This window comes from Adhaeribacter soli (genome assembly GCF_008727925.1).
GTDB classification, from domain to species: domain Bacteria; phylum Bacteroidota; class Bacteroidia; order Cytophagales; family Hymenobacteraceae; genus Adhaeribacter_A; species Adhaeribacter_A soli.
The window spans coordinates 261,738-275,534 of record NZ_VTWT01000003.1 but is presented as its reverse complement, the minus strand read 5'-3'; the positions used below and the strand labels follow the sequence as shown (position 1 = coordinate 275,534).

9 protein-coding genes are annotated in these 13,797 nt (G+C 49.7%); 3 read left to right on the top strand and 6 right to left on the bottom strand.

What is annotated here, in order from left to right; all coding sequences use genetic code 11:
* Positions 1–136 precede the first annotated feature (136 nt).
* The gene (locus F0P94_RS07335) at positions 137–1,222 is read left to right on the top strand and encodes an NADH:flavin oxidoreductase/NADH oxidase (protein ID WP_150903227.1); all 1,086 of its coding nucleotides are present in this window, start codon (positions 137–139) and stop codon (positions 1,220–1,222) included.
* A 218-nt stretch (positions 1,223–1,440) separates the two neighbouring features.
* Here F0P94_RS07335 and F0P94_RS07330 read toward each other — a convergent pair whose 3' ends face one another.
* From F0P94_RS07330 to F0P94_RS07305, 6 genes are all read right to left on the bottom strand, one after another.
* Entirely contained in the window at positions 1,441–1,887 is a 447-nt protein-coding gene (locus tag F0P94_RS07330; protein ID WP_150903226.1) for a DUF2267 domain-containing protein, read from the bottom strand.
* 288 nt (positions 1,888–2,175) lie between these two features.
* The gene (locus F0P94_RS07325) at positions 2,176–2,676 is read right to left on the bottom strand and encodes a DinB family protein (RefSeq protein ID WP_150903225.1); all 501 of its coding nucleotides are present in this window, start codon (positions 2,674–2,676) and stop codon (positions 2,176–2,178) included.
* 282 nt (positions 2,677–2,958) lie between these two features.
* On the bottom strand, positions 2,959–3,309 hold the full coding sequence (locus F0P94_RS07320) for a hypothetical protein (RefSeq protein ID WP_150903224.1): 351 nt from the start codon (positions 3,307–3,309) through the stop codon (positions 2,959–2,961).
* A gap of 180 nt (positions 3,310–3,489) precedes the next feature.
* Positions 3,490–3,768, bottom strand: a complete 279-nt coding sequence (locus F0P94_RS07315) for a GNAT family N-acetyltransferase (RefSeq protein WP_150903223.1) — start codon at positions 3,766–3,768, stop codon at positions 3,490–3,492.
* Between the two features lie 137 nt (positions 3,769–3,905).
* Positions 3,906–4,253 carry a glycine zipper domain-containing protein gene (locus F0P94_RS07310; RefSeq protein ID WP_150903222.1) on the bottom strand — a complete coding sequence of 116 codons (348 nt, stop codon included), beginning with the start codon at positions 4,251–4,253 and terminating at the stop codon, positions 3,906–3,908.
* Positions 4,254–4,555: 302 nt separating this feature from the next.
* Entirely contained in the window at positions 4,556–9,967 is a 5,412-nt protein-coding gene (locus F0P94_RS07305) for a T9SS type A sorting domain-containing protein (protein ID WP_150903221.1), read from the bottom strand.
* 500 nt (positions 9,968–10,467) lie between these two features.
* Between F0P94_RS07305 and F0P94_RS07300 the strand changes: the two genes are divergently transcribed.
* Positions 10,468–12,264 carry an arylsulfatase gene (locus tag F0P94_RS07300; RefSeq protein WP_150903220.1) on the top strand — a complete coding sequence of 599 codons (1,797 nt, stop codon included), beginning with the start codon at positions 10,468–10,470 and terminating at the stop codon, positions 12,262–12,264.
* 48 nt (positions 12,265–12,312) lie between these two features.
* Positions 12,313–13,452: a formylglycine-generating enzyme family protein gene (locus tag F0P94_RS07295; protein ID WP_150903219.1), complete on the top strand. Its 1,140-nt coding sequence runs from the start codon at positions 12,313–12,315 to the stop codon at positions 13,450–13,452.
* Positions 13,453–13,797: the final 345 nt, after the last annotated feature.

The following is a 13,797-nucleotide window of genomic DNA, read 5'->3' as shown; positions in this document are numbered from 1 at the left end:
CTTAGGAGAATAATGTTCCGATCCTAAGAACAGGCACTTTCCTTAACCGGAACTGAAATATGGAGGAAAATTAAATGAAAGCAACCTTTAGCCGGTAAAAGAACTACAATACAACAGAAGGATTTACATTTATTGCATGAACCATTTATACGACCCCATAAAAATCAAAAGCATTGCGTTTAAAAACCGGATAGTTGTATCGCCGATGTGCCAGTACTCTTCGAAAGACGGTTTTGCCAACGACTGGCACCTGGTGCATTTAGGCAGCCGGGCAGTTGGCGGTGCAGCACTTGTAATTGCGGAGGCAACGGCGGTTTCGCCGGAGGGCAGGATAACACCGGCAGACCTGGGCTTGTGGAAAGACGAACAGATCGAATTCCTGAAAAGGATCGCGACTTTTATTGAAGCAAACAATAGCGTTCCGGGAATTCAATTAGCGCATGCCGGCCGAAAATCCAGCAAGAGTGAGCCCTGGAACGGCAGCGAGCACTTAACCCCGGAACAGGGCGGCTGGGCAGAAGTTTACGCTCCAAGCCCGATCCCGCTGAACGACCACACGCCGCCGCCTCTGGAACTGACCACGGAACAGATCGGGAAAGTAGTGCAGGATTTTAAAGCAGCTGCTGCCAGAGCCTTACGGGCCGGGTTTAAGGTTATTGAAATTCATGCGGCGCACGGCTACCTGATCCATGAGTTCTTATCGCCGCTTACCAATACCCGCACCGACAATTACGGCGGCAGCTTTAAAAACCGGATCAGGCTTTTGGAGGAAATAGTGGCCGCGGTCAAGGAAGTATGGCCCGTAGAGTTACCGCTTTTCGTGCGGGTTTCGGCTACGGACTGGGTGGAAGAGGCGCCCGCTTCCTGGACGCTTTCTGAATCGATCCGCCTGGCTGAAGAATTAAAAAAGATGGGCGTGGACCTGATCGACTGTTCTTCGGGAGGAAATGTGCCGGTGCAGCAGATAAAACCCGGCCCTGGCTACCAGACTTTCTTTGCCCAGGAGATCCGCCGCGAAACGGGCATCTTAACCGGTGCCGTTGGTCTGATCACGCATGCCCACCAGGCGGACCACATTATCCGGACGGGGCAGGCTGATATGGTTTTTATTGCCCGCGAATTTCTCCGAAACCCGTATTTCGGCTTAACGGCAGCTACCGAACTACATCAGGAAGAAAAATGGCCCGTGCAGTACGAACGCGCCAAGCCCCGGTTTAAATAAGTAGATTGACATTGGTATCCGGATATTGGTAAATGGATATTAGTATCTGGATATTGGTATCTTGACTAAAAACTGGCAAACAGCTATATTTAAATAGAGTATGCAAGTGAATCTCCGGCCAGAACTTGTGAAGGTTCTGGGTTTAATAAAGCAATCTTCACAGGAAAAAAGCAGCCTATAGGGCTGCTTTTTTCCTGTAAAACGATAGCGTTTCGGCTTTAGTAGCCCACTACATTTTCATCGAGCACGTGCACAATTTCGGCGTGCAGCGCCTGAATGATCTGCAGGTACTGCCCTTCGGAAAGGTGCGTTTCCAGCATGCTCATAATGTCCTGAAAAGCCAGCCGTACGTGATCAAGGGTTGGAAAATCGATGGCTGCGGCCTGGTCTTTGGAACGGATAAAATCGAGCCACTCCTCTTCGTGGCGGATCACCACCGGCTCGGGACGCAATTTAAAGCCCTGGAAAAAAATTCCTTTCCAGATGATGGGTAACTGGGCGCCTAAGTGCATGGCTTCTTCGGCCGGCAGCCGGTCGCGAATGGCGTGAAGCACCGCCCGGAAAATACGGCCGGCCTGCTGTTCATCCTGAATGCCCAAAGCCTGTTGCGCGTGATGAAGCCAGGTTTTCGCGTCTTTCACGTAATCTTCAAAATTTAATGCCATAATACCTCCTTTTATGATTTATGAATAAATACTTCTGAAGCGTAAGCAGGAATTAAACAGGGAAGCTTTCCGGAAGTTTTAATTTATTTCCGGAGAAAAAGTTGACGCCAAAAATGCCTGCTACCGGGAACCTGGAAAGGAGGAAACCATATTGGAAAGGAAGAAATATAAGGCTTAGGCTTTTTTGAAAGAAAATATAGCGTTTTCGCACGCATGAGGTTTAACCGGGAGCACCCAAAGGACGTTGCTGTACCGGTCGGATTTCAACACCGGTACAGCAACTGATAATTAAAAAGCTTCGTCGGCGGAGGGGCCGTACATGCCGGGTACCGGAACATCTAACAGGCGCAGATAAACCGATAATTGCCCGCGGTGGTGCACAATGTGGTTGAGGCACAGGGAACGGATAATGGCAAACTTCGGCAGATTCACCAGTTCTATCTCGCCCTGGCGCATCACCCAATGCTTCATCAGGTCATCTTCCGAAGCAGCTTTAAGCGCTTCCAGGGCAGGCTGCAAAGTTTCGTCGTAAAATTCCAGCAACTCTCCGGAAGACTTTACCTCTTTAGGTTGAAAGTTAAAAGTTGCAAAATCCAGGGAATCGCTGGCCAGCGCGTGGGTTACGAACATGCCCGGAATTTCGGCAATGTGCGCGGCCAGGCGCATTAAACTCATGCTTTTGGCGTGCGGTTGCCAGCTGAATTTGTCTTCAGGCACAGCGGTTAGCATCTTGCGGGTATTTTTACTCTCTCTTTCCAGCTCCAGAAAAAACGATTTAGCTAATTGCATGCGGGTAAAGTGTTTTAGTTTTAAATTCTCCGGGAAAGTTAAGGTTATTTCAGTTTTCAGAAAAAGTAAGCAATTGCTTTTTCACATTCTAACAACCCTTCACTCTCTTATACCTGACTTTTTTAGCCGAAAAGCATAGCATCTCCAAAAGCAACCTTGCCGGATAATTTATTAACATAACCCGAATAACCTCACAAAAATAAAAGCCCCGCCGATTGAGCAGGGCCTTAAACGCTATGTAAAAAAGGGATTATCCCCGTTCAATTCCATTTTACGATTCTTTTACTTTTTATCGTCGCTGGTTACAGCTTTTTCGGCCGTATTACCTACCTTTTTGGCACCCTTGCCCACGCCTTTCCCTACTTTCTCGGCGCCTTTGCCTACACCCTTACCTACTTTTTTGGCTCCTTTGGCGGTAGCTTTAGCGCCGCCTACAACTACGTTTTTGGTGCCTTTACCAACATCTTTTGCGCCGGTTCCTACGTCTTTACCACCTTTTTTGATCCGCTCTTTGTTTCTGATGGTGGTATCCTGCTTTGCCTGAGGGTTAATTTCGGCAGAAGAAGAAACCATAACGGAAATATTAAATGCGAAGGCCAGCAACATGGCAGTTAAGATCTTCAGATTTTTCATAACAGTATGCTTTAAAAATATAATCTCATTTAGATTTTGTAACGAGGCTTACTTTATGTGGTTCAATTATTTAAGCAAACAGCACCAGGAAGTAAGCCAATGGTATAAACAACAAACCACGAAGGCTGTTCAAGGGGTGACCTATATTTTTAAACAGGCAGCAAGACCGGAATAATCCTTTTACTTCAATAAGCGACCAAATTCCGGATGCCTTTGAAAAAACACTTCTACCACCTCGCAACCGGGCACCACCCTTAAATTATGAGCTTCGGCGTAGCGCAATCCTGCTTCAATTAACCGGTCTGCCATGCCATTTCCCCGGGCCGCTTCCGGTACGTAGGTATGGGTAAAAGCAATGGTTTTTTCATCCGGTTTCGAATAAGCCAGTTCCGCTTCGTCATCGCCCAGATTCAGGGTAAACTGCTGATACTTTTTGTCGTGTTCTATTTTTGTTTTCATAACCGAAAGAGGCTTTCAGCACTAATATTTCAGAAGTTCAGGTTAAAGCAGATCAGGGCTTTTTAAGCCGGAAAGACTAGCATTTTAAAACATATAAAAACCCTGCCCTCTGAGACAGGGTTTTTACACGCTTAGCATTAGTCTTTTTTATTTTTATCGGAGTACTGTTCGTGGCGTTGCGGGTCTTTTTTCTTGTCTTGTTTCTTACCAATAATAGCTCCGCCAACCGCACCAGCTCCGGCGCCGATTAAAGCGCCTTTTGTACCGCCAACCACGGCTCCGGTAGCAGCCCCGGCCCCCGCACCAATGGCGGCGCCTTTACCTTTCCGGCTCCAGCCTTTTTTCTTTTTGCTTTCCTGCTTTTGCTCCTGCTTATGCTCCTGCTTAACGTTATCGGCTAAGCGGAAGGCCTGAGCAGGCACTACGGCCGTTTCTACCAGGAAGGCTGTGGAAAGAACTGCTATAAACACTTTTAACTTTTTCATAGCGCAACCTCTTTATCTTTCGTAATTAATAACACATAGTTATGTATACGATTTCCGTTTTATGGGAACAAAGCACCGGAAGCCTACCCCGTAATATTCATACAGTTTTCTCACTTACAGCCAATTACAATACATCTCATTGAATTCCCGGATAACCTTTTGAGAGTTGCCGGCTTATCGGAGATTAGAAAAACGATTTTATTCCCATCCTGGAAAACGATAGGTAAAAGCATAAAAAAACCGGTTCCGAAAAGGGAACCGGTTTTTATTAAATACAGCTAAAAGATTCCTGCCCTGCAGGTTTATTGCAACACTACTTTTTTAGCAACTTGGCTATCGGAAGTGAGCAGCTTCAGCGTGTAAATTCCTTTAGGCAGTTTATTGCTTAAGAATTTCGCCTCTACCGTACCGTTTTCCGGAACAATAGTTCTGCTTTCAATTAACTGGCCAACCTGGTTGTAAAGCATCACCTGAAGCTTTTCGGCTTTCAGGCCGCCTGCGCGCAGGGTAAAGCCCTGCTCCGTGGCCGGGTTCGGGTAAACCACGGCTTCCTGCAACGAAGCTACCAGAGCCTCTGCCGTTCCGGAAACGCGGGTTTGCGGACGGAAACGCAAAACAAAGCGGGTTGTATTGCTTCCGGCGGCAAGCTGACAGGTATAAGCCTGGTTTGCTCTTAAGTTCTGAATGCTACCGGTTTGCCGGTCTTCCAGAAACACTTCTGTAGAAGTCGGGAAATTCACCAGCTGCACAGTCTGGAAGGTATAATTTCCGGCAGTACCAACATAAACGCCCAATGGAATAATAGTCTCCTGGGTAAGCACCGGCAAACCACTAATAGATAACGCTTTATTGTTAGGAGTCATGGCATATAAAGTAGGCATCGTTGGGCCGTTTCCTTCTATTTTATAAGCATCGAAAGCGGCATCATCGTTCAGGGTTGCTCCGGCCTGCTGGTACACGTACAGTTCATCGGCGCTTCCGGCTGCATTTTTCAGGTTCAGCTGCAATAACGGCCGGGTATCGGCAGGTTTAGCGATACGATGGAAGGCAGGATCGGCGTAAGAAGCTAACCGGGCCGCATTGCTGAACGAGAAACTTGGCGAACCGCTGTTTACCCGTACAAAGAAGGCCTGCATGGCCGGGAGCAGGTCGGCGCCCGCCGGACCAATGCCGTTTACATAACTTACATACTGACCGGTATAACGCCCATTGGAACGGAAAACGTAAAGTGCATTATCCACGCCGGTCGGCAAGCTTACCCGGTCCCAGTCGATTGGCGCTGGATACGGGTTGCCCAGCAAATGCCAGCCGGAACCTGCTGTTGTTCCTCTGGAAAGCATACCCACATTTACAGTTCCGTTGTTTAAGGTTCCGGTAAAATCTACAGTTCCGGAGGCGGCAATATTGACGGTATATCCCCGACCCGGTACCAAAGCAGTACCCAGAGAAGCCGGCGATTCCCAGCCATGCGTAAATTCGGAGAAGCGGGCACTGTCGTCATTCAACCGGCTTTGGTTATAAGCGAAAACTGTGGGGAAAGGCCTGATGGCAGCTGGCTTAACGGCTGTATTATAAGCAGCATTTACGGTTGGTACAAAGCCGGAGGTAGCCAGATCGGCCACTGTGGTACTTACTACCGGAGAAGCGTAATGCCGGTATCCGAGGCCACTGTTTAAGCCCGGCTCAATGTAACGCTGCATGGTAGCCGTTCCGATTACCGCGCCGCCGTTATTTACCACCAGGGCCGTACCCGTCGCATCCGAAAGCAAGGTAAAGCTCCGGCCATTGGTAGCAAGATTACTGTTCAGGGTAAGCAAGCGACCAACCTGCAGGGCATTGTTCAAGCCAACGCCTGCACCGTCAACCGTCATATTGCTGAACGCTACCGTACCGCTGCCGCCAATAGTACGAACTGCGGAACCGTTGAACGTAATGGTAGCGGTTGGGGCCATATTGAAAGCGCCGTTTACGTTCAGGTTTGCTCCGATAGCCAGGTTGCGTTGCAGGCTTATGGTAGTGCCGGCAGCAATGGTAGTAGTGGCGTTATTGCCAATGGTTATTGCCCCGGTTCCACGGATTGTTTGAGTGCCCGTACCCGTGAAAGAAAGAAAATCATTATTAGCCTGGGCAGGGTTGAAAGTTAAGGTACCGCCGTTCAGAATAATATCGCCTTTTATTTCTACCGAAGCATTGGCGCTGGCAGAACCTGTGGGCGTAAAGCCTACATCGCCGGTTTCGATCCGCAAATCGCCTAAAATAGTAATTCCGTTCGTCAGGTTGAAATTAGCCGTGGTTACGTTCGTTATGGTCAGGTTATTCACGGTTAAGGCGCTGCCTCCGGTCATGTTCTGCACAAAGGCCGGATTGTCAAATTCCAGGTTGCCGTAAACTCTGCCGGATAGAGATGGTAAACCGGATTGGGAATCGAAGAGGTAATGACTATTGGAAGCGAACGTTACCACCGCATTCGGGGCACCGGCGCCAAAGGGATTGCTGCCGTTGCGGTGAATGTACGTGGCACCGTCTTTAAACCAAACTGAATTCAGACTGGTAGTTCCGAAAGCATTTCCGCTGAAGTTGGTTCCTGTCACAAAGGTGCTGCCGCTTTCAAAAACCAGGGAATTATTATCGGCTGCCAGTAAGCGGTGCGTGGCCGTATTTGCTCCCCTGAAAGTAATACCCCCGTTAACCACCCCGGTTTCACCGGAAGCAAGCTGAATGGTTAATGCGCTGGTAGCCGAGTTCGAAACGATCAGGTGTGAGTTCACTTCCACCAGGAAATCTGTACCGGCAACTGCATTGTCGATATTGATAGTCCTGTTGGCGGCAACGGTAAAGGTCGGGTTGGCGCTGTTTATGAACTTCAACTGGCCGATGGTTACTGCCGAACTAAAATCGAGGTTAACAGCAGGAGTCGGTTGCGTAGCCCCGTTAAAGACCAGAATATCGTTTACAGCAGGCGTAGTCCGGGCCGGGCTCCAGCTGGTAGCAGTGGTCCAGTTGCCGCTGGCCACGTTCCACGTGTACGTATTCGGCGCGCCTAATCCAGTGGCCTGGTTACCGGTTCCCGGAGCAGTGGTCAGGTAATTTTCGCCGCCGGCATTATTATCGTCATTGAAAGCAAAAACTGCGAAGTAATAGGTAGTTCCACCTTGCAAACCGGTAACCGTAACGCTATTGCCGCTGCCGGCATAAACCACATAATTACCGGTGCCCAGTTGCGTGCCACTGCCGAAAGCAGCCGAATTATAGGTAGTACCATCCACCGGCGTCGCGTTCACCGCACTGCCTTCCCGCACCAGCAACAAATTCTTCTGGCCATTTCCGCCGGAAAGGTTTACCACAATTGAACTGGCGGTAACCGTACCGAAGCTCAGGCTTGCCTGGGTAGTGGGCTCGGCGCTTAAAGCAGAACCGCTTACGGCTACATTTCTGGAAGCAGCACCCGCACTGGCATGCACAATATTCCCGGTAACCGTTCCCGAAACGGTCGGATTGTACCGCGCATAAATGGTGGCAGGGCTCACGCTGCCGTTTGTCTGGCTCAGCGTAAGTGAATTACCATAACCAGAACCGGAAGTTAAAGAGATTTGGAAGCCGGCCGGAGCGGTTACAGTTATATCATTGGTAAGCCCGGCACCGGAAACCTGGTAGGTTTGCGCGGCAGTCGGCATTCCAACAGTAGTACTAAAGGCAGTTAAAGTGCCGGTGGTTGAAATGGTAGGCTGGGTTGCCGGCGTGATGGTGAAATTTACCGTGTTGGAAGTTCCGCCGCCCGGAGTTGGATTCGTTACTACAACCGGAACCGAACCTGCCGTAGCCAGTTCCACGCTACTAATGGATACGGTAAGCTGGCTGGCACTTATAAAAGTGGTAGTTTTCGTAGCTCCGTTAAAGCTTACCGCAGAATTACTCACAAAACCGCTACCGTTTATAGTTAACGTAAACCCGGCACTTCCGGCGGCAGCATTGTTAGGCGAAAGCGTTGTAATAACCGGAACCGGGTTGGGCACCTGCACACCGCTGGCTTTTATTTTAATGTTGTCAATTCCTAAGGCCTGCGCATTGGAGGTAGTAGTACCGGAAGCAACCGAATAATTCCAGGCTAAATAAAGCTCGTTTCCGCCGCTAAGTGCTACCTGCAGTTTTTCATCCTTCACCGATACGGTTTGTGCCGGTGCCGGGGTGCTTCCGTTATTATTGGCATCGGTCGGGAAGGCAGTCTCGAAAGCGGTGCCGGCGCTGTTCCAGGATGTGCCGTCGGTGGAATAGTATAACTGGATCCGGAAGCCGGCAGCATTGGTTCCGTTACGGTATTTCTCCACGTCGTAGCTGATGGTAAACTCCGGAATATTGGAAGTGCTGGTATTTTTCAGGTGCGCAAAAATGTTCACGTTTTTCGCCGCGCTGCCGGAGGACAGGCCGCCTACTGCCCGGTCAGTTACCGTGGTTGGATCGCCGGAGGCATAGTTATAGATTCCGCTGGTTGCCGAAGAAGACATGTTGTTGCCGGCCCGTTGTTCGGTTTCCGAAACTGCTGCCGAAAAAGAAGTAACGGTTCGTACCGCAGCATTATCTTTTCCTACGTACCAGCCCAAAGGCAATGAAGCAGTAGTCGAAGTACCGATCGTAAAATTCTCCTGCACGCTATCGCCCGGCACAATGCTGAGGTAGGTAATTGGTTGAGCGGCTGGCGTAATGGTAAAAGTTTCGGTATTGGAGGTTCCGCCGCCCGGCGTTGGGGTGGTAACCGTAACTGGTACATTTCCGGCAGTAGCCAGATCGGCGCTCGTTAACGTAGCCGTTAATTGGGTGGCGCTCACAAAAGTGGTAGCCTTAGCCACGCCGTTGAAATTTATAACCGAACTGCCCGTAAAATTGCTTCCGGTTACGGTAAAGGCAACATTCGCACTGCCGGCCGCTGCTGTATTTGGCGAAATGCCCGTAATTGCCGGCACCGGATTAGGCGTAGTGCTGATTGTTCCGCCCGCTTCAATTTTCACATTATCCAAACCAAGAGCCGGTGCGCTTGAAGTAGTAGTACCGGACGCAACGGAATAACTCCAGGCCAGGTAAAGTACGCTGTTCTGATTTAAAGAAACAGGCAATTGCTTAGCAGTTACACTGAAAACGTTACCCGGCGCGGGCGTATAACCATTATTGTCTCCATTAGGTCCAACAATCGTTTCAAAATCAGGACCGGCGGCGGTCCAGGAAGTTCCGTTGGTGGAATAATACAGCTTTATCCAGAAACCGGCCGCATTGGTACCATTCCGGTATTGTTCCACATCGTAACTGATGGTAAAGTTCGGGATTTGGGCAGTGCCTGTGTTTCGAAGTTGCGTGTAAATGTTTACGGTTTGCGAAGCGGAGCCGGAAGCCAGCCCGCCAACGGCCCGGTCCGTGTTGGTAGTACCGTCCCCGAAATTATAGATCCCGTTACTGGCAGAGCTCGAAATATTATTGCCTCCTATGCGCTCGGTTGCTGTGGAAGTTGGAAAAGCCGTAACGTTCCGGACGCCATTGGTCTTGCTTACAAACCAGCCGGCAGGCACGCTTCCCGTAGGGGAGTTTATGCTCATGCTGTTAAAATCCTGCAGCACATTGCCGCCGGGCGTGATACTGGTCTGCGCCCTGGAAATGGCTGGAAGAAATAGCGCAAGCCATAAAGCCCATTTTAAAAAACTGCATTTTCGGGTAAAAGTCTGCCTCATGGTTATGAACTGAAGGTTAAAGTTGGAGAAACGCTTTACTAAAACATTAATAAAAAGGAAGATAGAACATTAACCGGTAAAAATAAAACAGAAGACGAAGTTTATTTCCTTTTTCAGATAAAAGTTCTGTTAAATTTCTGCTACCATACGGCCAATAAAAGACATTAGCCGGTAACCACACCCGCTTTTTAGAATAAAAAAGCCGCACCTTACCCTCCGGACCTTAATAAGGAAATAAGTTTAATGCGGTAAGAAAAAACTTTCCCGTCCGCGGAGATGCAATCTTACAAACTGATCTTTCTTTTTCAACAGGCTTCACCCGGCACTTCACACCCGTGTTTTTTAGGTATAACTGCTGTAAAGGGCTTCAGCCGGATTATAGAACCTGCCTTATTAGCACCCGTAAAAAAACATGGAGCATACTAACTGCGCCAGATGGATTTTTATTCGTGTCATGTTGGTAAGGCGAGCATTAAAAGTATACTATAATTACAAAAGACATGAGAAAAGCATCCTTTCTGCTCTACCTGTTTGGTATAGGATTTTTCTTCAGCATTTATTCCTGCGAAACCCGTAAAAAACAAATCACCAACGAAGCCAAAACCAAAGCAAATACCGGTAAACCTACCAACCAGAACAGACCGAACATTCTCATGATCGTGATAGACGACCTGGGTTACTCGGACGTGTCGCCGTTCGGCGGGGAGATCCGCACCCCCAACATTCAGCGCCTGGCCGATAACGGATTGCTTGTGCAGCATTGCTATACCACGCCACTCTGCGCTCCTTCCCGGGCCATGTTCATGTCCGGCATGGACAACCACATCAGCGGCATTGGTACCATGTCCCCTTACCAGGCAGTCAGCCAGTACATGCAGCCTGGTTATGAGGGCTATCTGAACGACCGGGTCATGACGCTTCCTGAGGTGTTGCGGGAAAACGGCTACCATACCTACATGAGCGGCAAGTGGCACCTGGGGTTCGAAAAAGGCCGGCGGCCGTTCGAGGAAGGCTTTGAGCGCAGCTTTTCCTTCCTGGGTGGCGGCGTGAGCCACTTCAGTAATATCTTCGCCTTAGGCCCTGATGAAGAGATACACACCGTATACTACGACGACAGCGTGCAGGTAAAAAAGCTGCCGGATAATTTTTATTCTTCCGACTATTATGCCGACAGAATGATCCGGTACATCACCGAACAGAAGGACGATAAGCCTTTCTTTGGTTACCTGGCTTTCACGGCTCCCCACGACCCCTTGCATGTGCCCGACAAGTGGCTGGATAAGCACAAGGGCGCATACGACAAAGGGTACGACCACATCCGCCAGGTACGCATGGACAACATGAAAAAGCTTGGCCTGATAGCCAAAGATCTTCCCCTGAACCCGGGTTCAGGCCTGTATAAAAAGTGGAATGAGCTCTCCGCGCAGGAGCAAAAGGTAGAAGCCCGCCGGATGGAGCTCTATGCCGCCATGATCGAAATACTGGACCTGAACATTGGCCGGGTGCTGGAGACTCTGCAGAAAGCAGGCAAGCTGGATAATACGCTCGTTATCCTCATCGGCGATAACGGCGCCAACCCCAAAGACCCTTCTTTCTATGGAAAGGACATGACCCCGTTCGACAACAGCCTGCAGAATATGGGCAAACGAAACTCCTTTGTTTCGCTGCAAGGGGCATGGGCAGAGGTAACCGCTACGCCTTACTCTTATTTCAAAACTACCACGGGCGAAGGCGGCGTCCGGGTACCCTTCATTATCTCCGGACCAGGCGTTACCCTGAAAGGAACAGATGCCACAAACAAAATTCTAGGCACCGATATCATGCCTACGCTGCTCGAAATTACCGGCATCACGCGGCCTAACACGTACAAAAACCACAAGTTAGCTGCCATGACCGGAACTTCTTTTAACCAAATGTTAGGCAATAAAGGAACTGTCGTGCGGAATCAGAATGCCGGCTTTGGGATCGAAAGCCTGGAAAACAAGGCTTACCTAAAAGGCGACTGGAAAATCCGGTTCCTGATGCCTCCCTTTGGGGAAGGAAGGAGGTGGCAACTCTTCAATGTAAAGGAAGATCCACGGGAGCAGCGTGACCTTGCCGCTCAAAACCCGGATAAGCTCCACGAAATGCTAAGCGGCTGGATCGCCTATACCCAAGCCGTAGGCTATATTTCATTTCTTGGAGGCCGAGCTCTTAAAGCACTGGGGCCAGAGAACTTCTTTAAAGCGAAGCTGGACTCCACCAACAGGGCCCTCCTGGGAAAAGCGGCGCTGGAAGTAGTACAAGGCGGAGATTAAAACCGGAAAGATCTGCACAGGTTAAATATAAAAAAGCCTGATTAAAATATGAACCACCACCTATTGACCTCTGCAACCCCGGCTTCTCTAATTTTATGCGGTGCGCTTTGCCTGGCAGCTTCCTGCCAACAGGAAAAGGTACAGGATGAGAAAGCGATTGCCGCGGCCGGGGAACCGCCTTCCTGCCACCAATCCATGCCTACCCGCTTTGCCGCAACAAACAATTCAGGTCATGTAAGGAAGGGGAAAGCATCGCATAAAGGAATGGTATGGATTGAAGGGGGAACGTTCAATATGGGTGCCGGCGATTCGGAAGGCAGACAGGACGAATATCCTTTACATCCGGTAAAAGTGAATGGATTCTGGATGGATGTCATCGAAGTAACCAATGCCCAATTTGCCGGCTTTGTTGCAGCCACCGGTTATGTGACTACGGCCGAACGGGCGCCGGATTGGGAGGAACTCAGGAAACAGTTACCGCTTGGCACCCCAAAACCCGCCGATAGCTTGTTAGTTGCCGCCTCCCTGGTCTTTACGCCGCCTGCTTATGCAGTAGGGCTGCAGGATTCCCGGCAATGGTGGTCCTGGAAAAAAGGGGCTAACTGGCGGCACCCGCAAGGACCGGGCAGCAGCATTGCCGGCAAGGAAAATTTTCCGGTGGTACAGGTATCGTGGGAGGATGCAGTGGCTTATGCAACCTGGGCCGGCAAGCGCCTGCCCACCGAGGCAGAATGGGAGTTTGCCGCAAGGGGAGGAGCCGATAAACAGCCATACCCATGGGGAGCGGAACCACCTGAGAAAGGAAAGTCGAAAGCCAATACCTGGCAGGGGCAGTTTCCGAATCAGAACAACAACTGGGACAAGTACACCTGTTTAGCGCCGGTCAGTTCGTTCGCCCCGAACGCTTACGGGTTGCACGACATGGCAGGCAATGTATGGGAGTGGTGCGCCGACTGGTATGACGCTGCCTACTACCGTAGCCTGAAAGCGCAAGTAGCCACTAACCCGAAAGGGCCAGACCGCAGCCATGACCCGGCCGAGCCAACTGTATCAAAGAAAGTAATGCGGGGCGGCTCTTTTATGTGTAACGACTCCTACTGCAAAGGCTACCGGACATCTGCCCGAATGAAATCTTCTCCCGATACCGGCCTGGAGAATACCGGTTTCCGGTGCGTTGCTTCCCCGTAAGCAGAAGTGATATTCTTCAAAATCTGCTCCCTGGCTTCCCTTTTTCCGTTACTCAGGCCTTTCTGATTAGCCATGAGCTGCGAGGGTATTTATTTAACCAGTTGATCTGTCCTGAAGGCTGAATAAAACAAAAAAGCCACTCCGGAAATCCTGAAGTGGCTTTTAGCTTGTAGTCCATAGGGGACTACTGATTGCTTTATTTCATTTTTTATCATTTTACACTACTTATAATTTAGCGCTGTAAATCAATTGTTTAGCGCAATAGTGTGGATAAATAAATATAGGGCAAGTATAGTGAAGTAAAGAAAACTTGTACGCATATTTGTACGCAGTATTCAAATCACG

Excerpts from the sequence above, each read along its gene's own strand:
- F0P94_RS07335 (WP_150903227.1), top strand. The coding sequence starts at position 137 with ATGAACCATTTATACGACCCCATAAAAATCAAAAGCATTGCGTTTAAA.
- F0P94_RS07330 (WP_150903226.1), bottom strand. The coding sequence starts at position 1,887 with ATGGCATTAAATTTTGAAGATTACGTGAAAGACGCGAAAACCTGGCTT.
- F0P94_RS07325 (WP_150903225.1), bottom strand. The coding sequence starts at position 2,676 with ATGCAATTAGCTAAATCGTTTTTTCTGGAGCTGGAAAGAGAGAGTAAA.
- F0P94_RS07320 (WP_150903224.1), bottom strand. The coding sequence starts at position 3,309 with ATGAAAAATCTGAAGATCTTAACTGCCATGTTGCTGGCCTTCGCATTT.
- F0P94_RS07315 (WP_150903223.1), bottom strand. The coding sequence starts at position 3,768 with ATGAAAACAAAAATAGAACACGACAAAAAGTATCAGCAGTTTACCCTG.
- F0P94_RS07310 (WP_150903222.1), bottom strand. The coding sequence starts at position 4,253 with ATGAAAAAGTTAAAAGTGTTTATAGCAGTTCTTTCCACAGCCTTCCTG.
- F0P94_RS07305 (WP_150903221.1), bottom strand. The coding sequence starts at position 9,967 with ATGAGGCAGACTTTTACCCGAAAATGCAGTTTTTTAAAATGGGCTTTA.
- F0P94_RS07300 (WP_150903220.1), top strand. The coding sequence starts at position 10,468 with ATGAGAAAAGCATCCTTTCTGCTCTACCTGTTTGGTATAGGATTTTTC.
- F0P94_RS07295 (WP_150903219.1), top strand. The coding sequence starts at position 12,313 with ATGAACCACCACCTATTGACCTCTGCAACCCCGGCTTCTCTAATTTTA.